Below are 19,821 nucleotides of genomic sequence, written 5' to 3' on the forward strand. Positions count from 1 at the left end.
TGCGCACCCGTCGTCGTGGTCAGGCCGCGCTCACCCATGAAGCACCTCCATGATCCGTGCGTTCGCCTGGTCCTCGTCGAGACCCTCCTCGAGGGCCTCGGCGCGGGCGTCCAGCACTCGCTTGTAGTCGCGGGGCATCACCTCGGTGAAGCGGCCCAGCGCGGTGTCCCAGTCCTCGAGCAGCGCGGCGGCGACCGTCGAGCCGGTCTCCTCCGCGTGCCGGGTGACCAGGCTCTTGAGCTCCTCGACCGCGTCGCCCTTGACGGGGCCGAGGTCGACGAGCTCGGGGTTGACCCGCCCCTCGTCGAGGTCGAGCACGAAGGCGTACCCGCCGGACATGCCGGCGGCGAAGTTGCGTCCGGTCTGGCCGAGCACGACGACGACACCGCCGGTCATGTACTCGCACCCGTGGTCGCCGACTCCCTCGACGACCGCGGTCGCCCCGGAGTTGCGCACGCAGAAGCGCTCGCCGGCCTGGCCGCGAAGGAAGATCTCGCCCGACGTGGCGCCGTACGCGATCGTGTTGCCCGCGATGATCTGCTCGCTGGCCTCGAAGGTCGCCGACCGGTCGGGGCGTACGACGATGCGCCCGCCCGAGAGCCCCTTGCCGACGTAGTCGTTGGCGTCGCCCTCCAGCCGCAGGGTGATGCCACGCGGCACGAACGCACCGAACGACTGGCCCGCCGAGCCGGTGAAGGTGATGTCGATGGTGCCGTCCGGCAGCCCCTCGCCGCGGTAGCGCTTGGTGACCTCGTGGCCCAGGATCGTGCCCACTGTCCGGTTGACGTTGCGCACCTCGACCTGCGCGCGGACGGGCTCGCCGTCCTGGAGCGCCGGGGCGGCCAGCTTGACCAGCTCGTTGTCCAGGGCCCGGTCGAGCCCGTGGTCCTGGCCCTTGGTGCAGCGCAGGTCCTGGCCCTCGAACTGGCCGAACTCACCCGAGCGCGAGGCTTGGTGCAGGATCGGCGCCAGGTCGAGGCCGGCGGCCTTCCAGTGGTCCACGGCCTGCGCCACGTCGAGCGAGCCGACCTGGCCGATGGCCTCGTCGAGGGTCCGGAAGCCGAGCTCGGCGAGGAGCTCGCGGACCTCCTCGGCGATGTAGGTGAAGAAGTTGACGACGTACTCCGCCTTGCCGCTGTAGCGCTCGCGCAGCACGGGGTTCTGCGTCGCCACGCCCACCGGGCAGGTGTCGAGGTGGCAGACCCGCATCATGATGCAGCCGCTCACCACCAGCGGCGCGGTCGCGAAGCCGTACTCCTCCGCGCCGAGCAGCGCGGCGATCACGACGTCGCGGCCGGTCTTGAGCTGGCCGTCGGCCTGCACCACGATCCGGTCGCGCAGTCCGTTGAGCAGCAGCGTCTGCTGGGTCTCGGCCAGGCCGAGCTCCCAGGGTCCGCCCGCGTGCTTGAGCGACGTGAGCGGCGAGGCGCCGGTGCCGCCGTCGTGGCCCGAGATGAGCACCACGTCGGCGTGCGCCTTGGACACGCCGGCCGCGACCGTGCCGACGCCGACCTCGGAGACGAGCTTGACGTGCACGCGCGCGCTCGGGTTGGCGTTCTTGAGGTCGTGGATCAGCTGCGCCAGGTCCTCGATCGAGTAGATGTCGTGGTGCGGCGGGGGGCTGATCAGGCCGACGCCCGGCGTGGAGTGCCGGGTCTTGGCCACCCACGGGTAGACCTTGTGGCCGGGCAGCTGCCCGCCCTCGCCGGGCTTGGCACCCTGCGCCATCTTGATCTGGATGTCGTCGGAGTTGGTGAGGTACTCCGAGGTGACGCCGAAGCGGCCCGAGGCGACCTGCTTGATCGCGCTGCGGCGCTCCGGGTCGTAGAGCCGGTCGGCGTCCTCGCCGCCCTCGCCGGTGTTGGACTTGCCGCCGAGCCGGTTCATGGCGATGGCCAGGGTCTCGTGCGCCTCCTGGCTGATCGAGCCGTAGGACATCGCCCCGGTCGAGAACCGCTTGACGATCTCCGACACCGGCTCGACCTCGTCGACGCTGATCGGCGCCCGACCGGTCGTCTCGCCGTCCTTGAAGCGGAACAGCCCGCGCAGCGTCATCAGCCGCTCGGACTGCTCGTCGACGCGCCGCGTGTACTGCTTGAACACGTCGTAGCGGCCCGCGCGGGTCGCGTGCTGGAGGCGGAAGACGGTCTCGGGGTCGAAGAGGTGGGGCTCGCCCTCGCGGCGCCACTGGTACTCGCCGCCGATCTCGAGCTCGCGGTGGGCGGGCGCGATGCCGCCCCGGGGGTACGCCGTGGCGTGCCGGCGCGCGACCTCCTCGGCGATGGTGTCGAGCTCGACGCCGCCGAGCTTGGAGGTGGTGCCGGTGAAGTAGCGGTCCACGACCGCCTGGGACAGGCCGACGGCCTCGAAGATCTGGGCGCCGGTGTAGGAGGCGACCGTGGAGACGCCCATCTTCGACATCACCTTCAGGACGCCCTTGCCGAGGCCCTTGATGAGGTTGGCGACGGCCTGCTCGGGCTCGGCCTTGACGTAGTAGCCCTCGCGCGCGAGGTCCTCGACGGACTCCATCGCCAGGTAGGGGTTGACCGCGGCGGCGCCGTAGCCGACCAGCAGCGCGACGTGGTGCACCTCGCGCACGTCGCCGGCCTCCACGAGCAGGCCGACCTGGGTGCGGGTCTTCTCCCGGACCAGGTGGTGGTGGACGGCCCCGGTGAGCAGCAGCGACGGGATCGGCGCCAGGTCGGCGGTCGAGTGGCGGTCGGAGAGCACGATGATCCGCGCTCCCCCGGCGATCGCCTCGGACACCTCGGCACAGATCTCGTCGAGGCGCTCCGCCAGCGCCCGGCCGCCGCCGGCGACGTCGTACAGGCCGCGGGAGACGTGGGTGATGAAGCCCGGCATGTCGCCGTCACGGTTGATGTGGCGGATCTTGGCCAGGTCGTCGTTGGAGATCACCGGGAACGGCAGCACGACCTGGCGGCACGAGGCCGGGGTCGGCTGCAGCAGGTTGGCCTCCGGGCCGATGGTGCCGCTGAGCGAGGTGACGAGCTCCTCGCGGATCGCGTCCAGCGGCGGGTTGGTCACCTGCGCGAACAGCTGGGCGAAGTAGTCGAACAGCAGCCGCGGCTTGTCGCTGAGCGCCGCGATGGGGGTGTCGGTGCCCATCGAGCCGAGCGGCTCCGCCCCGCTGTTGGCCATCGGGGTGAGGAGGATGCGGAGCTCCTCCTCGGTGTAGCCGAAGATCTGCTGGCGACGGGTGACCGAGGCGTGGGTGTGCACGATGTGCTCGCGCTCGGTGATGTCGTCGAGGTGGATGAGACCGGCGTGCAGCCACTCGTCGTACGGGTGCTCGGCGGCCAGCTCGGCCTTGATCTCCTCGTCCTCGATGATCCGGTGCTCGTCGGTGTCGACGAGGAACATCCGGCCCGGCTGGAGGCGGCCCTTGCGGACCACGGTGGCCGGGTCGATGTCGAGCACGCCGACCTCGGAGGCGAGGACCACGAGGCCCTCGTCGGTCACCCAGTAGCGGGAGGGGCGCAGCCCGTTGCGGTCCAGGACCGCGCCGATCTGCGAGCCGTCGGTGAAGACGACGCAGGCCGGGCCGTCCCACGGCTCCATCATCGAGGAGTGGAACTCGTAGAACGCGCGGCGCTTGGCGTCCATCTCGGCGTGGTTCTCCCACGCCTCGGGGATCATCATCAGCACCGAGTGCGGGAGCGAGCGGCCACCCATGTGCAGCAGCTCCAGGGCCTCGTCGAAGGACGCGGAGTCGGAGGCACCGGGCGTGCAGATCGGGAAGAGCCGCTCGAGGTCGCCGGGGATGAGGTCGCTGGACAGCAGCGCCTCGCGGGCCCGCATCCAGTTGCGGTTGCCCATCACCGTGTTGATCTCGCCGTTGTGCGCGATGAAGCGGAACGGGTGGGCCAGCGGCCAGCTCGGGAAGGTGTTGGTGGAGAAGCGCGAGTGGACGACCGCCACCGCGGACGCGATCCGCTCGTCGACCAGGTCCGGGAAGACGTGGTCGAGCTGGTCGGTGGTGAGCATGCCCTTGTAGGCCAGCGTCCGGGAGGACAGCGACGGGAAGTAGACGTCGGTCTCACGCTCCGCGCGCTTGCGCAGGCAGAAGGCGAGGCGCTCGAGCGCCATGCCGCTGACCCGGGAGCCGGCACCGGAGACGAAGAGCTGGACGAACGACGGCATCACGCTGCGGGCGGTCGCCCCCAGGCTCGACGGGTCCACCGGGACCTCGCGCCACCCGAGGACGGTGAAGCCCTCCTCGGCGGCGATCTGCTCGATGCGCTCGCGGGTGGCGGCCACGGCCGCCTCGTCACCGGGGAGGAAGGCGGTGCCGACGGCGTAGCTGCGCGGCGCGGGGAGGTCGAAGTCGACCACCTCACGCAGGAAGGCGTCGGGCACCTGCATGAGGATGCCCGCGCCGTCGCCGGAGTTGGTCTCCGCGCCGGCGGCTCCACGGTGGTCGAGGTTGCGCAGCGCGGTGAGCGCCTTGGCAACGATGTCGTGGCTGGCAACGCCGGTCAGGGTGGCCACGAACGCCACGCCACACGCATCGTGCTCGTGGCGGGGGTCGTAGAGCCCTTGGGGCGGCGGGAAGGCGTGCATCTGGGCTTTCTCCCGTCGTCGTGCACTGGACACCGCTCAGCAGAGGTTCGGTGAGGTCCAGCAGGGGACATGGCGATCGGCAGGGGACGGCGTTGGCCCGCGCGTCACGGAATCTATCACCGGGTGCGCCACCCGGTGAGACGGCGATCTCAGCCCTCAGACGTCTCCGGGGTCGAGGAGCGCGGGGCGGGCTCGTCGTCGGCGTCGGGCTCACGGGTGTAGACGGTCTCCTCGCGGCCGGGGTGCCGGGCCTGCGACCACGCGAAGAACGCCGCGGCGGCCACGAACAGCACGATCGAGGTCCACACGTTGAACCTCAGCCCGCCCACGTCGACCAGCTGCACCTCGTCCACCCGTAGGTTCTCGATCCACACGCGGCCGAGCGTGTAGAGCATCACGTAGAGAGCTGCGACGCGGCCGTACCCCAGCCGGTAGCGCCGGTCGAGCCAGACGATCACGGCGAACGCGGCCAGGCACCACAGGAACTCGTAGAGGAACGTCGGGTGGTACGTCGCGACGTCGGGGTAGGCGTCCGGCCGGTGGGCCGGGTCGATCTCCAGCGCCCACGGCAGGTCCGTGGGGCGGCCGAAGAGCTCCTGGTTGAACCAGTTGCCCCAGCGGCCCAGGGCCTGCGCGACCAGCACCCCGGGCGCGATCGCGTCGAGCATCGGCAGCAGCTTGATGTGGCGGAGCCGGGCGCCGATGACGACCCCCAGCGCCCCCAGCGCGATCGCTCCCCAGATGCCCAGGCCGCCGCGCCAGATGTAGAGGGCGGTGACGGGGTTGCGCCCCTCGCCGAAGTAGAGCTCCCAGTCGGTCAGCACGTGGTAGAGCCGGCCGCCGACCAGGCCGAAGGGCACGGCCCAGATGGCGAGGTCGCTGACGTCGCCGGCCCGGCCGCCGCGGGCCTGCCAGCGGCGCTCGCCGATCCAGATGGCGGCGACGATGCCGGCGATGATGCTCAGGGCGTAGCCGCGGATCGGCAACGGCCCGAGGTACCACGTGCCCTCGCTCGGGCTCGGGATGGAGTGGACGAGGATCTCGGGCAGCATCACGCCTCGCTCAGCAGGGTCTCGATGTCGGCGCGGAACTGGGCCGCCGACGTCTCCTGGCCCCAGTAGACCGGGGCCTCGTCGGCGCCGTCGATGCCGATGACCTGGGTGCCGTGGGTGACGTCGTAGCCACCGCTGGGCAGCTTGTCGCCCTTCTCGACGGCGATGCCCAGGGGCTTCCCGACGGCGGTGATCGTGTCCAGCGGCCCGGTCAGGCCGACGTACCCCTCGGCGTACTGGTCGAGGTAGTCGCGCAGCACGGCGGGTTCGTCGCGGGCGGGGTCGGTCGTGACGAAGACGACCTCGACCTGCTCGCGGTCCTCGGCGTCGAGCTGGGTGATGCCGGTGGTGAGGTTGGACATCACCAGGCCGCAGATGTCGGGGCAGTGGGTGTAGCCGAAGAAGACCAGCGTCAGCGGCTTGTCGGTGTCGTCGGCGAGGCTGTACGACGCCCCCGACGTGTCGGTCAGCGGCTGGCCGTCCACCTCGAACGGCGGGTCCAGGACCGTGCCGGCGAACTCCGCGTCCTCACCGGCCGAGGAGCCGCCGCAGCCGGCGAGCAGGACCGCCGACAGCACGGCTCCCGCGAGGGTGGGGAGGGTCCTACGCACGGCGCACCCCGCCGGCGAGGTCCTCGGTGAGGGCGCGCAGCGCCGCGATGCCCGCTGCGGGATCGTCGGCGTGGTCGAGCAGGGTCCGCACGAAGGCGGAGCCGACGATGACGCCGTCGGCGTACGACGCCACCTCGGCGGCCTGGTCGCCGGTGCTGACGCCGAGGCCCACGCACACCGGAAGGTCCGTGGTGGCCTTGGCGCGCGCCACGAGCGGGCCCGCGAGGTCGCTGGTGGTGGTGCGCGCGCCGGTCACGCCCATGACGGCCGTCGCGTAGACGAAGCCGCGGCACGCGGCGGTCGTCATCGCGATCCGCTCGTCGGTGCTGCTCGGTGCGACGAGGAAGACCTTGTCGAGGCCGTGGGTGTCGGCCGCGGCGATCCACTCGGCCCCGGAGTCGGGGGTGAGGTCGGGGGTGATGAGACCCGCTCCCCCGGCGCCCGCGAGGTCGGCGGCGAACCGCTCGACCCCGTAGCGTTCCACCGGGTTCCAGTACGTCATCACCACGGTCGGGGTGCCGGTCGCGGCGACCGCCTCGACGACCCGGAGCACGTCCTTGGTGCGGGTGCCCGCCTCGAGCGCCGCCTGCGCGGCCGCCTGGATGGTGGGCCCGTCCATCACCGGGTCGCTGTAGGGCAGGCCGACCTCGATGACGTCGCAGCCGGCGTCGACCATCGCCGTGATGGCCTCGATCGACCCCTCGACGCTCGGGTAGCCGGCCGGCAGGTAGCCGACCAGCGCGGCCCGGCCCTCGGCGCGGGCGGTCTCGAAGGCGGTGGCCGTGGTCGGGCTCACGCGGGGCCTCCGGTCTCGTCGCCCGGCTCGCCGGTCTCGTCGTCGGGCTCGCCGAGGCGGAACCACTCGGTGGCGGTGCCCATGTCCTTGTCGCCCCGGCCGCTGAGGTTGATGAGCACGGTCGCGTCCGGCCCCTTCTCGGCGGCGAGCTCGCGAGCCACCTCGATGGCCCCGGCGACGGCGTGCGCCGACTCGATCGCCGGGATGATGCCCTCGGTCCGCGCCAGCAGTGCCAGCGCGTCCATGGCCTCGGTGTCGGTGACGGGGCGGTAGGTCGCGCGGCCCGTCTGGGCGAGGTGGGCGTGCTGCGGCCCCACGCCCGGGTAGTCGAGACCGGCCGAGATCGAGTGGGACTCGACCGTCTGGCCGTCCTCGTCCTGCAGGACGTAGGTGCGCGCGCCGTGGAGGACGCCCGAGGCGCCCGCGTGGATGGTGGCCGCGTGCCGTCCGGTGTCCACGCCGTCGCCGCCGGGCTCGAAGCCGAAGATCGCCACGTCCTCGTCGTCGAGGAAGGCGGTGAACAGGCCGATGGCGTTGGACCCACCGCCCACGCAGGCGGCGATCGCGTCCGGGAGGGCGCCGTACTGCTCGAGGCACTGCGCGCGGGCCTCGTCGCCGATGCCGCGGGTGAAGTCACGGACCATGCTGGGGAACGGGTGCGGGCCGGCGGCCGTGCCGAAGAGGTACGCCGTGTGGTCGACGCTGGCGACCCAGTCCCGCAGGGCCTCGTTGATGGCGTCCTTGAGGGTGGCGCTGCCGGAGTCGACCGCCACGACCTTGGCGCCCAGCAGGTTCATCCGGGCCACGTTGAGCGCCTGGCGGCGGGTGTCGACCGAGCCCATGTAGACGGTGCAGTCGAGCCCGAAGTAGGCCGCCGCGGTGGCGCTGGCGACGCCGTGCTGCCCGGCCCCGGTCTCGGCGATGACGCGCTGCTTGCCCATCCGGCGGGTGAGCAGCGCCTGGCCGAGGACGTTGCGGATCTTGTGGGCCCCGGTGTGGTTGAGGTCCTCGCGCTTGAGCAGGATCCGGGCGCCGACCTGCCGGGAGAGGCGCTCGGCGTGGTAGAGCCGGCTCGGCGTCCCGGCGTAGTCGCGGCAGATCGCCTCGAAGTCGGCGACGAACTCCGGGTCGGCCATCGCGTCCTGCCAGGCCGCGGTGAGCTCGTCGAGGGCCGCGACCAGGGCCTCGGGCATGAACCGCCCGCCCCAGGTGCCGCCGTAGTAGCCCTGCGCGTCGGCGTCGAAGGAACTGACCTGCTGGGTCATCGCTGCACTCCTGTCATGGCGCGCACGGCGCCGGTCGGGTCGCCGTCGCGGACCAGGGCCTCGCCGACGAGCACGGCGCGAGCGCCCTCGCCCACGAACCGCCTCACGTCGTGGGGACCCCCGATCCCCGACTCGGCCACCAGCACCCGGTCGTCGGGGACGAGCGGGGCGAGGCGGCCGAACGTGTCGTCGTCGACGGCCAGGGTCTTGAGGTTGCGGGCGTTGATGCCGACCAGCTCGGCGCCCAGGGCGACCGCGCGCTCGGTCTCGGCCTCGTCGTGGACCTCGACGAGCACGGTCAGGCCGAGCTCCCTGGCCTGGTCGTGGAGGCGGCGCAGGGTGTCGTCGTCGAGCGCGGCGACGATGAGCAGGGCGAGGTCGGCGCCGGCGGCGCGGGCCTCGACGAGCTGGTAGCCCTCGACGATGAAGTCCTTGCGCAGCACCGGGACGTCGACCGCGGCACGGACCGCGACCAGGTCCTCCAGCGATCCCCCGAAGCGGCGCTGCTCGGTGAGCACGGAGATCGCCGCGGCACCGCCGGCGGCGTAGGCCCCCGCGAGGGCTGCGGGGTCGGTGATGTCGGCGAGGTCGCCCTTGCTCGGGCTGCGGCGCTTGACCTCGGCGATGACGCTCGACCCGGGGCTGCGGAAGTGCGGCATCGGGTCGCGGGCGGGGTCGACGTCGGCGAGCGCGGCGCGCACGTCGACGAGCGGCCGGCTGGCCTCGCGACCGGCGAGGTCCTCGCGGACGCCGACGATGATCTGGTCGAGCACGGACATGGGACCAACCCTCTCACTCCCCCGGTGGCCCGGCGGACGTGGCTCAGGCTGCGAGCCAGGACCCCGGCAGGTTGCGTACGACGGTGAAGGCGGCGACGACACCGAGGCCGACCACCCACACGGGCGCGGGCACGACGAGCGGCCGCATCGCCTCTCCGCCGCGCCACACCGCGACGACGCGGCGTACCCACAGCGCCAGCACCACCGGCAGGGCGACCATCAGGAGCAGGTTGCTCGAGGCCGCCGAGGCCAGGTCGAGACGGGTGAGGTCGTGCACCGCACGCAGGCTGCCGCAGGCCGGGCAGTCCAGGTGGGTCAGGACCTGGGTCGGGCACCAGCCCCAGCTCCCGGGACGGTGCGGGTCGCGGACCGCGAGGGCCAGCGTCGCGACGAGCGCGAGGGCGGCGGCGCCGACGGGAGCGGCGAGCCGCTGCGCCCGGCCGCCCACGAGGTCAGTGGGCGTCGTGGGCGTCGTCGTGGAAACCGAGGCGCGCCATCACGAGGAACAGCGGCAGCGCCACGGCGCCCAGCGCCAGTCCGACCCACAGCAGCATCATGTTGACCGGGCTGAGCATCAGGGCGACCGAGCCGACGAGGAAGCCGAGCATCGCCACGCTCACCGCGGTCCACGCAGCGGGGGTGTTGCCGTGGTTGTTGGCCATGGGTGCTCCTTGGTGCAAGGCGTGTGCGGGCGTGCGGTGCTGGCGAGGGGTCCGATCGGCGGTGCCGACCGGACGTCGTCAGTCTAGGGGCCGCCGCCGATCAGTCGGGTCATGGCCCTCGTCGAGGGCCTTCCAGATCTCTAGGTTGCCCTGCGGCTCGGCGGGGGCGGCGTCACCGGCCGGGGCGTCGTACCGGCGGCCCATCTCGGGCCACGCCGGCACGAGGCGTACGGCGAGCAGCGTCGTCACCACGCAGCCGACGGCGGCGACGCAGGCGGCGGCGTACCAGCCGGTGAGGTGCACGGCGGAGGTGTCCTCGCCCGAGGCGGCCTGCAGCTGCTGGGCCACCGAGTCCTGGAGGGTGAAGAACGCCCACACCGTGGTGACGAGCAGACCGACCGCCGCGAGGGCCGCGACACCCATCACGGCCCGCCGGAGCCGGCCGCGGGTGACGAGCACCACGCCCCACCCGGCCAGCACGACCAGGCTCAGGGCGCCGGCCAGCGGCATCTCCCCGATCCCGGCCGCCACGGCGGACCCGACGACGGCGGCGTCCCCGGCGGTCTCGGTGCTGAGCCGGCCCGAGCTCCCCTCGACCCAGGCACGGGTGCCCGCGACCGCGGCGAGCGCGCCACTCGCCAGCCCCGCGAGCACCACCGGGCCGAAGCCCGTCCGCCGCTCGACCGGGGCGTCCTGCTCCGGCTCAGCCATCGAGCCGGTCCGCGTCGAAGCACGTGCGGTCACCGGTGTGGCAGGCCGCACCGACCTGCTCGACCTTGACCAGCAAGGTGTCGCCGTCGCAGTCGAGGCGCACCTCGTGCACGTGCTGCGCGTGGCCCGAGGTCTCGCCCTTGACCCAGTACTCCTGCCGCGAGCGGCTCCAGTAGGTCGCCCGGCGGGTCTGGAGCGTGCGGGCCAGGGCCTCGTCGTCCATCCAGCCGAGCATGAGCACCTCGCCGGTGTCGTGCTGCTGGACGACCGCGGGCACCAGGCCGTCGGCCGAGCGCTTGAGACGGGCGGCGATGGCGGGGTCCAGGTCGGTCACCGCTCCAGTATCAGGGGTCGATCTGCTCGGCCTCGCGGCGGCGCCACGTGGCGGCGCACTCGGCGGTGACGGGCCCGGGTGCGGGCAGCTCGCGGTCGTCCCAGCGCGAGATCGCCTGGACGTCGCGGGTGGTGGAGACGAGGAACGCCTCGTCGGCCTGCCGGGCGACCTCGAGGGGCTCGTCCACCTCGCGCCCGCCGCACCACTCCAGGACCAGGGCACGGGTGACGCCGGCCAGGCAGCCGCTGGCCAGCGTGGGCGTGCGGAGCTCGCCGTCGACGACGTAGAAGACGTTGGACCCGGTGCCCTCGCAGAGGTCCCCCACGGTGTTGGCGAAGACCGCCTCGCTCCCGCCCCGCTCCTGGGCGTGGGCCAGCGCGATGACGTTCTCGGCGTACGAGGTGGTCTTGAGGCCGGCGGTCGCGCCGCGCTCGTTGCGCGTCCAGGGGACGGTCACGACGGCGGTCGACTCCCCCGTCGGGTCGATGGCGGACCACGCGACGACCAGCGTCGGCGTGCCGCCACCCCGGCCGGACCCCATCGGGCCGGGTCCGGCCGTGCAGGTGATCCGCAGCCGGCCGAGCGGGTCGGTCACGCCCTCGAGGACCGCCTCGACCCCGCGTCGTACGACGTCCGGGTCCGGCGCGTCGAGCCCGAGCCCGGTCGCGGAGCGCTCCAGCCGGTCGAGGTGGCGGGTCAGGGCGAACGGGCGGCCTCCGAGGGTCTTGACCGACTCGAAGACCCCGTCGCCGACCGTGAAGCCGTGATCGGTCACCCCCAGCGCCGCACCGGTCGGGTCGGCCAGCAGGTCACCGTTCATCCACGCGCGCATGGCCACACCCTAGGCCGTACGACGGGCCGTCCTGCCGCCGTGCGTCGGGCCGTGGGAGCGCCTCGGGGCGGGCCGCGAACACGCTGTGGGGGACCCCGTTTTGGCACCCGCGGAACCGTCGGCTACTGTTCTGCTCGCACTTCCCGCCGGGTCACCGGAGGGACAGCGCAAGCGGACGTAGCTCAGTTGGTAGAGCGCAACCTTGCCAAGGTTGAGGTCGCGAGTTCGAGCCTCGTCGTCCGCTCGGAGAGGTCTCTCCACCGGGTCCTTCCAGGGAGGGTCCCACCGCGGTGGGTTGGCCGAGAGGCGAGGCAACGGACTGCAAATCCGTGTACACGGGTTCAAATCCCGTACCCACCTCCATCACAATTCAAGACCCGGGCGATTGGCGCAGCGGTAGCGCGCTTCCTTGACACGGAAGAGGTCACTGGTTCAAACCCAGTATCGCCCACCAGCCGAGCACGACCCCTGACCTCCCGGTCAGGGGTCGTCCTGCATTTCCCGGTGCTCGAGGGACCTGGTCTGCGACCCGAGGCTGGCCACCGTGGTGACGGCAAGGACTCCCAGGATCACCGCCAAGGACACGAGCGTGGGGATCGCCGGGACCGACGGCCACGTCAGGTGCCCCCAGTGCAGGGCGAGCTTGACCCCGATGAACGCCAGTACCAGTGCCAGGCCGTAGTCGAGGTAGACCAGCCTCTGCAGCGCACCGTGGAGCACGAAGTACAGCGCTCGCAGTCCCAGCAGCGCGAAGGCGTTGGTGACGAAGACCAGGTACGGGTCGCCGGTGATGCCGTAGACCGCGGGCACGGAGTCCACCGCGAACACGACGTCGGCGCACAGGACCGCGACCACGACCAGCGCGAAGGGTGTCGCGGCGTGCCCACCCTCCGCCCTGACCCACATGGCAGGCCCGTGGTACCCGGCGGTGACCGGGACCACCCGACGTACCAGCCTGACGCTCCGGAGCCGGTCCACCTCCACCTCATGACCCCGCCCCCGGGCCGAGTCCCTCAGGATCCGGACCGCCGACAGCAGCAGGATCAGGCCGAACACGAGGAACGTCCAGTCGAACCGGCTCAGCGCGGCGGCGCCGAGCCCGATGAACACCGCACGCAGGAGCAGCGCTCCGACGATGCCGTACAGCAGCACGCGCTGCTGCAGCTGCTCCGGCACGGCGAAGACTCCGAGCAGGAGCATGAACACGAACAGGTTGTCCACGCTCAGCGACTTCTCGACCAGGTAGCCCGTCAGGTAGTCCAGGCCGCGGCCGGCACCGAAGCTCGTCCAGATGTACCCCGTGAACGCCAGGGGCAGCGCGATGTAGAAGGCCGACCACCGCACCGCTTCCCGCATCGAGACCAGGTGCGGCTTCCGGGTGAGCACGAAGTCACCAGCGAGGAGCCCGGCGATCCCGCCCAGGGTCACCACCCACAGGGTCGGCGTCGCCACCGAGTCGAGCTCGGAGAACATGACGAGGGCAGTCAGCGTGGGTGGGGGTGCGACCAGTCGTGCCCGTGTCCGTGCTGGTGGTGGTGCCGGGCACGGAGCACCCCACTCACCACGAACCAGAGGAGGGCGACGGTCCAGATCACCACACCGATCATGCCGAGCACCTCGCCCGCACTCAGTCCGTCGCTCGCCAGCAGCGGCGAGGCCGAGGCCTGGCAGCCGGTTGCCTGGGTGATCACGCACATGGGGCACCTCCATCGTCGTCGGCGACGAAGGTCTCCCCCAGCGGCTGCTCCGCGCACCGGGCCTGGGAGCCGGAATGACGGCCACGCGGCGTAGGAGGTACTCCCCTTCGACGACGAATCTACCACCGGAGATCGGGACGTAGGAGTCCTTGGCGGACGGACGGTGACCGTCGACGGCTTCGACCGCGCGCAGCTGGTGCACCCCTTGTCCCGTCGTCGCCGACCTGCCTATCGTCACAACGAGTCACGCGACTCGTCGGCCGTCTTCTCGGATCGGCCCGTTCATCGCCCCAGACCCCGGCGTCAGCACTCCAGAACTCCGGGAGCTTGCCGCGATGACCAGCAGAGACCAGGAGCCCGGCGCCGATCATGCCGCCACGCCTGTGGGCCCCACCTCGTCCTCCTCCGCGATCGACTGGATGCTCGACGAGCTGTTCGTGGCCACCCTCGAGCTCGCCGCCTGCGCCGCCGCGTCGGACGCGACCGTACGAGTCAGGATCATGCGTGCGATCGACCGGATCGACCAGGTGATCCCGGAGCTCCGTCGGAGTGTGCTCGCGAGGACGGCGGAGACCGACGGCACGGCGCCGAGCAGCCCCACCACCCGGCACCTGAACAGCGTCTCGCCGCCCCGGGGACGCCCCGGTCGACCGTCGTGATCGCGAGGCGGGTCGCCTGCGTGGGCCCCCTCTCACCTCTTCTGGCGAAGGCGCGCGCTGGGTGAAGACACGGGCCCCGGCGCGGAGTAGCGTCATGGCTGCCGTGTCGGTGGGGAGTCCCTCCCCCGAGATTCCCCGCCGGCATGGTCCAGGGGCCGACGCCTAGGGTGGGCACCATGACCGGTGACGACGTCCAGCGCACCCCGGACGACCACCACATCGTCGTCGACGGCCGTCGGTGGCGCGCCACCGACACCTCGATCCCCGAGGCACTGCGCGCCGAGCTGGTCACGGAGCTGATGCGGGCCCGTCGGCTCGTCAGGAGCCGCGGGGACGAGGTGCGCCCCTTCGTGCACGACGCCAAGGTGGCGCTCGGCGAGCGGGGCGAGCCGTGGTGGGAGGAGCCGTCGGAGGCGGGCCGCCGCGACCGGCTCGCCGCCACCATCCGGGCCCTGCTGCGTGGCCGGGAGACCACGACCATCTGCCCCAGCGACGCGGCGCGCGTCGTGGGCGGCGAGCAGTGGCGCGACGTCATGCCGGTGGCCCGCGACGTCGCCCGGGAGCTGCACGACGAGGGCGTCGTCGAGGTGCAGCAGGGTGGCGAGAGGGTCGACCCCACGCAAGCGCGCGGACCGATCCGCATCGCGCCCGGACCGGCCCTGGAGCGCTGAGCCGCTGGTTGCGCCTCAGCGGCCCGGAAGCACCCGGGCCACCCGGTCGTGGAGGAGCGCCGCCCGCGCCGCGTTGTCGCCGCACGCGCCGTGCACTCCCCCGCCGGGGTGCGCGGAGGCCGACCCGAGGTAGAGCCCCCGGACGGGTGTCTCGGCGCGTCCGAGGCCGGGCACCGGACGGAGGACGAGCTGCTGGTGCAGCTGGGCGGTGCCGCCGTTGAGGGCGCCGCCCACCAGGTTGGCGTTGCGCGCCTCCATCTCGCGGGGTCCCAGCACCCGTCGGGCGAGCACCCGGTCGCCGAACCCGGGAGCAAGCCTCTCCAGGCGCGCCTGCATCCGGTCGGCGAACCGCTCGCAGTCGTCGTGGTCCCACTCGCCGCGGATTCCCTCACCGCCGGCGTCCCCCACCGTGCGCTGGGGCACGTGCGCGTAGGCCCAGAACGACTCGGTGCCCGCCGGCGACCGCGAGGGGTCGGAGGAGGTCATCTGTCCGGTGAGCATGAAGGGCGCGGCCGGCACGACGCCGTTCTGCACCTGTGTCATCGCCAGCGCCATGTCGTGCACCGAGTCGGCCACGTGAACCGTCCCCGCCGCCTGCTCGGGCGCCCCGGTCCACGGGATCCTGCCGTCCAGCGCCCAGTCGACCTTGACGGTGCCGGGGTCCAGCTCGAAGGTGCGCAGCGCCTCGGTGACCCGGTGCGGCACGTCCTCCGGGTCGAGCAGACGGCTGTAGAGCGTCGGCGCCAGCACGTCGGCGACGACCGCGCGGCGTACGGCGTGACGCTCGCCGTCGGCGGTGCGGACGCCCACGACGCGTCGTCCCTCCACCTCGATCCGGGTGACCTCGGCCGACGTGCGGACCTCGCCGCCCTGCGCCCGCACCCGACGGGCCAGCGCCTGCGTCAGCTCACCGGCACCGCCCTCGGGCACCGGGAAGCCGACGGTCTGCCCCATCATCGCCAGCAGCAGCCCGAGCAGCGACGAGCCGGGCGCGTCGAGCGGGATGTCCGCGTGTGCGGCGTTGCCGGCGAGCAGCACGCGCGCCGCCTCTCCCCCGAAGCGCTGGCGTGTCAGTTCGGTCGCCGGGGTCAGCAGGGTCTTGACGAAGCCCAGGCCGCCGACGTGCCGCAGCGCCGCGAGGGTGCCGATCCCGTGGCGCACCGGCGGGAACGGGGTGAGCAGGGCACCGATGAGGTGGGGGCCCACCCGGTCCCACTGCGCGCACAGGTCCAGCCATGCTTCCCCGTCGCCGGGACAGTGCTCCTCGAGCCCCGCGGCGGTGGCCTCCCGGTCCCGGTGCAGGACGGCCCAGCTGCCGTCGGGGAACGGGTGGCCGAGCACCGACGGGGCGTGCCGCCACCGCAGGCCGTGCTCCTCGAGGTCGAAGGAGGCGATGGTCGGCGACGAGGCCGCCAGCGGGTAGAACGCGCTGAAGGTGTCGTGCACGAAGTCCGGGTGCAGCTCGCGGTCGCTGCGCACGGCTCCGCCGACGTCGGGCTGGGCCTCCAGCACGAGGACCGACCAGCCGGCGTCCAGCAGCCGGTTGGCGGCCACCAGCCCGTTGGGACCGGCCCCGACCACGATCGCGTCCCAGGTGTCGGCGCTCATGCTGCCTTCCTCCGCCGGCGCCCCACCTCGACGAGGTTGCGAGCCACCGCGGCCAGCGCGTTGCCGTGGGTCCCGTGCAGGGCGTTGTGCTCCTGCCGCGACGCCAGCACGTTGCCGGGCCCGCGGACGACCTCGCGGACCAGGTCCTGCGCAGCGACCGTGAAGAGCGGCCCCACCATGCGGTCGTAGGCCCACGGGAGGGCGCTGAACCCGAGGCGGATGACGTGGTTGGCCGCGGAGGTCTGGCCTCCGCGCCACGGCCGGTCCACGGTGGCGAGCACCCGGGCGGCCACGCGCTCGGGCGCCTGCACGGGGAACGGTGGGCGGCCCACGGCGTCGCCGTAGGTCGCCGCCTGCTCGTAGATGGGGGTGTCGACCCCGCCGGGCGCGACGTAGCCGAAGCGGAGCCGGGGGCGGTCACGGTTGTCGACGCGCAGCTGGCGGACGAGGCCGCGCAGGCCCCACTTGGACAGCACGTACGCCGCCATGTCGGGCACCGCCATGTGCCCGATCACCGAGCCGACCAGCACGATGCTGCCCTCCTCCTGCTCGCGCAGTACCGGCAGGACGTGACGGACGAGGTTGGCCGACCCGGTGAGGTTCGTCGCCAGCACGCCGTCGAAGACGTCCACGGGTACGTCCTCGATGCGTCCGTAGGCCACCACCCCGGCGGCCCCCACCACGACGTCGAGACGGCCGTGCCTGGCCATGGCGTCGGCGACCGCGCGGCGTACGGCGTCGTCGTCGGCCACGTCCGCCACCGTCACGGTCGTGGAGGCCGCGCCCAGCTCGTCGCAGTCGGCCGCCACCCGGCCCAGCGCGTCCCGGCCCCGGGCCAGCAGCACGAGGTGCTCACCCCGCTGCGCCGCGAGCCGGGCGGTCGCCTCGCCGATGCCGCTGGAGGCACCGGTCACGAGCACCACGCGGGCGGTCATCGACGCCGTTCGGCGATGTAGGCGAGCCGCCGCAGGGTCTCGGTGTTGCGCCACTTCAGGCTCAGCCCACGCACCGGCGGGGGCACCAGCGCCCCCGGTCCCGACACGGGCTCCTCCTCGATGCGGACCTCGGTCTCCGCGCCGACCGGCAGCAGCCGGATCACGACGCGCGCCTCACCGATCGGCCAGCCGCGCGCCCGCAGGGTCAGCGACCGACCCGGCACGGCCTCCGTCACCTCGGTGCTGTCGTTGATGAGCGCGGGCCACAATCCCACCGAGTGGTGCAGCTTGCTGCCCACGGCCGGCCAGGCGTCGTCGACCTCGCGCATCCGGGAGGCGCCCACCACCCACACGGGGTAGAGCCAGCCGTCGCTGAGCACCTCCCACACCTGCTCGGGGGTCGCGTGGACGAGACGGGTGTTCACTGCCATGTCTGCACCGCCATGTGTCGCTCCTGTCGTGGGGCCTCCCACGCTAACGAGCGCCGTCCGCGCCGCCCACCACCCCCAAGGGCCTTCCTCGGGGACCGACCCCGTGGTGTGAGGGAGCGGGTCACTCCTCGTCCGCGGAGTCCTCGCCGTGCGTGCCGGGCCGTGGCGCCCACGGCAGCTCCTTGGCAGGTCGTACGACGATCAGCCGGTCGCCGCGGGCCAGCAGGGTGACCACCGGGTCGAAGTAGCGGTAGACCTTCTCGTCGCGCACGACCGCGATCACCTGGTCGGGCAGCGACTGCGGCTGCTTGCCGACCTCGTTGACCAGCAGGTCCCGCTCCGCGACCTCCAGCCCCTCGCCGTACGTCAGCAGGTCCTCCATCACCGAGCCGAGCATCGGCGACATCGAGGAGAGGCCGAGCAGGCGGCCGACGGCGTCGGAGGAGGTGATGACCGAGTCGGCGCCGGACTGCCTCATCAGGGGGACGTTCTCCTGCTCGCGCACCGACGCCACGATCCAGGCGTCGGGGTTGAGCTGGCGGACGGTGAGGGTGGACAGGACGTTGGAGGCGTCGCTGTCGGTGGTGATGATGACCTGGGTGGCCGTCTGCACGCCGGCGCGCCGGAGCACCTCGCGCCGGGTGGCGTCGCCGGTCACGACGGCGAGCCCGTCGGCGTGCGCCTCCTCGAGGGCGAGCGTGCTGGGGTCCACCACCACGATCGCCTCGCGGTCCTGGCCGTTGTTGACCAGGGTGTCGACGGCGCTGCGGCCCTTGGTGCCGTAGCCGACGACCACGACGTGGTCCTGCTCTCCCATGTTCTTCCTCCACCGGGCGACCCGGAACATCTCGCGGCCCTGGGAGGCGAGGACCTCCAGGGTGGTCCCGATCAGCAGCACCAGGAAGGCGATGCGGGCCGGGGTGATGATGAATGCGTTGACCATGCGGGCCTGGGTGGTCACCGGCGCGATGTCGCCGTAGCCGGTCGTGCTCAGCGTCACCGTCGTGTAGTAGATCGCGTCGGTCAGGCTGACCCCGAAGTCGGGCGGGTCGTTGCCGTCGCGGTAGCCCTCGCGGTCGAAGTAGACCAGCAGGACGGTGCCCACGAGGATCGCCAGTGCGGCGAGCAGCCGACGGCTGAGCTCCCACCAGGGCGACCGGTCGACCTCCGGCAGGGCGACCATGGTCTTGCTCGTCGGGCTCTCGTGACGAGGGGGCAGGTCGGGCACGCTCAGGAGTCTTTCACGGTGATGCGGCTGCGCAGGCGCTGGACGAGCTCGTGCCGCGCACGCGTCGTGGATCCCTGCGGGAAGACGGTGTCGAAGGCGGCGTTGACCGCGGCGCCGATGAGCACGGCGATGGCCAGCAGGTAGAGCCAGAGCAGCACGGCGATGGGCGCAGCGAGGGGGCCGTAGATCGTCCGCGACTCCGCGGCCGTCACGGTCAGCACCCAGCGCAGCACGAACGAGCCGGCGATCCAGGCGATGAGCGAGAACGTGGCGCCCGGGAGGTTGAAGGCCCAGTTGGTCCGCACCGGCACCGACACGTGGTAGAGCGTGGCCAGGAAGCAGATGCACAGGGCCAGCACGAGCGGCCAGTAGAAGCCGATGAGGAAGTCGAAGCGCTCCGGCAGCCACCGCTCGACCAGCGTCGGGCCGGCCACCACCAGCGGGATGCTGACCATCCCGGTGAGCATCGCCAGGACGTAGAGCACGAAGGAGAGCGCACGGGTCTTGACGATCCCGCGGTGCCCGCCGAGCCCGTGCATGATCGTGATGGTGTCGACGAACACGTTGAGCGCTCGGGACCCCGACCAGAGGGCCAGCACGAAGCCGACCGAGATCACGTCGTAGCGCCCGCCCTCCAGGACGGTGTCGATCGTCGGCTTGATGATCGTGTTGACCGCCCGCTCGGTCAGCGCCTGCGACGAGAGGTCCAGGACGGCTTGGCGGACGTCCTCGAGCTGGGCGGCGCTGAAGCGCTCGGAGACGTAGCCGATGGCACCGGCCATCGCGAACACCAGCGGCGGCACCGAGAGGATGGCGAAGAACGCCGCCTCGGCCGCCAGCCCCGTCACGCGGTAGCGCATGCACGCGCCCACCGTGGCGACGACGACGCGCCACAGGTGCTCACGCACCGCCAGCCCCCTCGCCCGAAGGGTCTGCAGCGCCGGATGCTGCTCTCCCACCGAGACCATG

The 19,821-nt window shown here is 72.5% G+C and carries 20 protein-coding genes and 3 tRNA genes; 5 read left to right on the plus strand and 18 right to left on the minus strand.

What is annotated here, in order from left to right; translation table 11 throughout:
* Window positions 1-30: 30 nt before the first annotated feature.
* The 11 genes from gltB to DAI17_RS09285 form a co-directional block, all read right to left on the minus strand.
* Window positions 31-4,581: a glutamate synthase large subunit gene (gene gltB / locus DAI17_RS09235; RefSeq protein ID WP_107772641.1), complete on the minus strand. Its 4,551-nt coding sequence runs from the start codon at window positions 4,579-4,581 to the stop codon at window positions 31-33.
* Window positions 4,582-4,730: 149 nt separating this feature from the next.
* Window positions 4,731-5,633, minus strand: a complete 903-nt coding sequence (lgt, locus tag DAI17_RS09240) for a prolipoprotein diacylglyceryl transferase (protein WP_107772908.1) — start codon at window positions 5,631-5,633, stop codon at window positions 4,731-4,733.
* Window positions 5,633-6,244 (minus strand): SCO family protein, encoded by a 612-nt coding sequence (locus DAI17_RS09245; RefSeq protein ID WP_107772642.1) that lies wholly within the window; start codon window positions 6,242-6,244, stop codon window positions 5,633-5,635. Before DAI17_RS09245 ends, lgt begins: the two co-directional genes overlap by 1 nt.
* On the minus strand, window positions 6,237-7,040 hold the full coding sequence (gene trpA, locus DAI17_RS09250; protein ID WP_107772643.1) for a tryptophan synthase subunit alpha: 804 nt from the start codon (window positions 7,038-7,040) through the stop codon (window positions 6,237-6,239). The genes DAI17_RS09245 and trpA overlap by 8 nt, the downstream gene beginning before the upstream one ends.
* The gene (trpB, locus tag DAI17_RS09255; protein ID WP_107772644.1) at window positions 7,037-8,305 is read right to left on the minus strand and encodes a tryptophan synthase subunit beta; all 1,269 of its coding nucleotides are present in this window, start codon (window positions 8,303-8,305) and stop codon (window positions 7,037-7,039) included. The genes trpA and trpB overlap by 4 nt, the downstream gene beginning before the upstream one ends.
* Window positions 8,302-9,084, minus strand: a complete 783-nt coding sequence (trpC, locus tag DAI17_RS09260; protein WP_107772645.1) for an indole-3-glycerol phosphate synthase TrpC — start codon at window positions 9,082-9,084, stop codon at window positions 8,302-8,304. Before trpC ends, trpB begins: the two co-directional genes overlap by 4 nt.
* 43 nt (window positions 9,085-9,127) lie before the next feature.
* Entirely contained in the window at window positions 9,128-9,532 is a 405-nt protein-coding gene (locus DAI17_RS09265; protein ID WP_107772646.1) for a DUF2752 domain-containing protein, read from the minus strand.
* 4 nt (window positions 9,533-9,536) lie between these two features.
* Complete coding sequence (locus tag DAI17_RS09270; RefSeq protein ID WP_107772647.1) at window positions 9,537-9,746, minus strand: HGxxPAAW family protein; 210 nt, start codon at window positions 9,744-9,746, stop codon at window positions 9,537-9,539.
* A gap of 78 nt (window positions 9,747-9,824) precedes the next feature.
* Window positions 9,825-10,457: a Trp biosynthesis-associated membrane protein gene (locus DAI17_RS09275; protein WP_107772648.1), complete on the minus strand. Its 633-nt coding sequence runs from the start codon at window positions 10,455-10,457 to the stop codon at window positions 9,825-9,827.
* Entirely contained in the window at window positions 10,450-10,791 is a 342-nt protein-coding gene (gene hisI, locus DAI17_RS09280; protein WP_107772649.1) for a phosphoribosyl-AMP cyclohydrolase, read from the minus strand. Before hisI ends, DAI17_RS09275 begins: the two co-directional genes overlap by 8 nt.
* Window positions 10,792-10,801: 10 nt before the next feature.
* Complete coding sequence (locus tag DAI17_RS09285) at window positions 10,802-11,623, minus strand: aminotransferase class IV (RefSeq protein WP_107772650.1); 822 nt, start codon at window positions 11,621-11,623, stop codon at window positions 10,802-10,804.
* A gap of 171 nt (window positions 11,624-11,794) precedes the next feature.
* Between DAI17_RS09285 and DAI17_RS09290 the strand changes: the two genes are divergently transcribed.
* From DAI17_RS09290 to DAI17_RS09300, 3 genes are all read left to right on the plus strand, one after another.
* A tRNA-Gly gene (locus DAI17_RS09290) sits at window positions 11,795-11,867 on the plus strand.
* Between the two features lie 45 nt (window positions 11,868-11,912).
* Window positions 11,913-11,986, plus strand: a tRNA-Cys gene (locus DAI17_RS09295).
* Window positions 11,987-12,002: 16 nt separating this feature from the next.
* Window positions 12,003-12,077 (plus strand) — tRNA-Val (locus DAI17_RS09300).
* Window positions 12,078-12,103: 26 nt separating this feature from the next.
* On the opposite strand, the gene DAI17_RS09305 is transcribed toward DAI17_RS09300, so the two are convergent.
* Window positions 12,104-13,096: a TerC/Alx family metal homeostasis membrane protein gene (locus DAI17_RS09305; protein ID WP_107772651.1), complete on the minus strand. Its 993-nt coding sequence runs from the start codon at window positions 13,094-13,096 to the stop codon at window positions 12,104-12,106.
* Between the two features lie 11 nt (window positions 13,097-13,107).
* The gene (locus tag DAI17_RS09310) at window positions 13,108-13,314 is read right to left on the minus strand and encodes a hypothetical protein (protein ID WP_159081447.1); all 207 of its coding nucleotides are present in this window, start codon (window positions 13,312-13,314) and stop codon (window positions 13,108-13,110) included.
* A 341-nt stretch (window positions 13,315-13,655) separates the two neighbouring features.
* Here DAI17_RS09310 and DAI17_RS09315 point away from each other — a divergent pair, with 341 nt between their 5' ends.
* A complete protein-coding gene (locus tag DAI17_RS09315) occupies window positions 13,656-13,979 on the plus strand; it encodes a hypothetical protein (protein ID WP_159081448.1) in 324 nt (107 codons plus the stop codon).
* Window positions 13,980-14,155: 176 nt separating this feature from the next.
* Entirely contained in the window at window positions 14,156-14,650 is a 495-nt protein-coding gene (locus tag DAI17_RS09320) for a DUF3253 domain-containing protein (RefSeq protein ID WP_107772909.1), read from the plus strand.
* A 15-nt stretch (window positions 14,651-14,665) separates the two neighbouring features.
* On the opposite strand, the gene DAI17_RS09325 is transcribed toward DAI17_RS09320, so the two are convergent.
* The 5 genes from DAI17_RS09325 to DAI17_RS09345 form a co-directional block, all read right to left on the minus strand.
* Window positions 14,666-16,258, minus strand: a complete 1,593-nt coding sequence (locus tag DAI17_RS09325; protein WP_107772654.1) for a phytoene desaturase family protein — start codon at window positions 16,256-16,258, stop codon at window positions 14,666-14,668.
* The gene (locus tag DAI17_RS09330; RefSeq protein ID WP_107772655.1) at window positions 16,255-17,193 is read right to left on the minus strand and encodes an SDR family NAD(P)-dependent oxidoreductase; all 939 of its coding nucleotides are present in this window, start codon (window positions 17,191-17,193) and stop codon (window positions 16,255-16,257) included. The genes DAI17_RS09325 and DAI17_RS09330 overlap by 4 nt, the downstream gene beginning before the upstream one ends.
* Window positions 17,190-17,624: an SRPBCC family protein gene (locus tag DAI17_RS09335; protein WP_107772656.1), complete on the minus strand. Its 435-nt coding sequence runs from the start codon at window positions 17,622-17,624 to the stop codon at window positions 17,190-17,192. Before DAI17_RS09335 ends, DAI17_RS09330 begins: the two co-directional genes overlap by 4 nt.
* A 121-nt stretch (window positions 17,625-17,745) precedes the next feature.
* Window positions 17,746-18,807: a potassium channel family protein gene (locus tag DAI17_RS09340; protein ID WP_107772657.1), complete on the minus strand. Its 1,062-nt coding sequence runs from the start codon at window positions 18,805-18,807 to the stop codon at window positions 17,746-17,748.
* A 47-nt stretch (window positions 18,808-18,854) separates the two neighbouring features.
* Entirely contained in the window at window positions 18,855-19,820 is a 966-nt protein-coding gene (locus tag DAI17_RS09345; protein ID WP_234412423.1) for a YihY/virulence factor BrkB family protein, read from the minus strand.
* Window position 19,821: the final 1 nt, after the last annotated feature.

This window comes from Nocardioides sediminis (genome assembly GCF_003047295.1).
In the GTDB taxonomy this organism is placed as follows: domain Bacteria; phylum Actinomycetota; class Actinomycetes; order Propionibacteriales; family Nocardioidaceae; genus Nocardioides; species Nocardioides sediminis.

Coding starts and splice junctions, on each gene's coding strand:
- DAI17_RS09305 (WP_107772651.1), bottom strand. CDS start 13,096: ATGTTCTCCGAGCTCGACTCGGTGGCGACGCCGACCCTGTGGGTGGTG.
- lgt (WP_107772908.1), bottom strand. CDS start 5,633: ATGCTGCCCGAGATCCTCGTCCACTCCATCCCGAGCCCGAGCGAGGGC.
- DAI17_RS09320 (WP_107772909.1), top strand. CDS start 14,156: ATGACCGGTGACGACGTCCAGCGCACCCCGGACGACCACCACATCGTC.
- DAI17_RS09270 (WP_107772647.1), bottom strand. CDS start 9,746: ATGGCCAACAACCACGGCAACACCCCCGCTGCGTGGACCGCGGTGAGC.
- DAI17_RS09335 (WP_107772656.1), bottom strand. CDS start 17,624: ATGGCAGTGAACACCCGTCTCGTCCACGCGACCCCCGAGCAGGTGTGG.
- DAI17_RS09340 (WP_107772657.1), bottom strand. CDS start 18,807: ATGGTCGCCCTGCCGGAGGTCGACCGGTCGCCCTGGTGGGAGCTCAGC.
- gltB (WP_107772641.1), bottom strand. CDS start 4,581: ATGCACGCCTTCCCGCCGCCCCAAGGGCTCTACGACCCCCGCCACGAG.
- DAI17_RS09285 (WP_107772650.1), bottom strand. CDS start 11,623: ATGCGCGCGTGGATGAACGGTGACCTGCTGGCCGACCCGACCGGTGCG.
- DAI17_RS09325 (WP_107772654.1), bottom strand. CDS start 16,258: ATGAGCGCCGACACCTGGGACGCGATCGTGGTCGGGGCCGGTCCCAAC.
- DAI17_RS09275 (WP_107772648.1), bottom strand. CDS start 10,457: ATGGCTGAGCCGGAGCAGGACGCCCCGGTCGAGCGGCGGACGGGCTTC.
- trpC (WP_107772645.1), bottom strand. CDS start 9,084: ATGTCCGTGCTCGACCAGATCATCGTCGGCGTCCGCGAGGACCTCGCC.
- DAI17_RS09345 (WP_234412423.1), bottom strand. CDS start 19,820: ATGGTCTCGGTGGGAGAGCAGCATCCGGCGCTGCAGACCCTTCGGGCG.
- trpB (WP_107772644.1), bottom strand. CDS start 8,305: ATGACCCAGCAGGTCAGTTCCTTCGACGCCGACGCGCAGGGCTACTAC.
- DAI17_RS09315 (WP_159081448.1), top strand. CDS start 13,656: ATGACCAGCAGAGACCAGGAGCCCGGCGCCGATCATGCCGCCACGCCT.
- DAI17_RS09330 (WP_107772655.1), bottom strand. CDS start 17,193: ATGACCGCCCGCGTGGTGCTCGTGACCGGTGCCTCCAGCGGCATCGGC.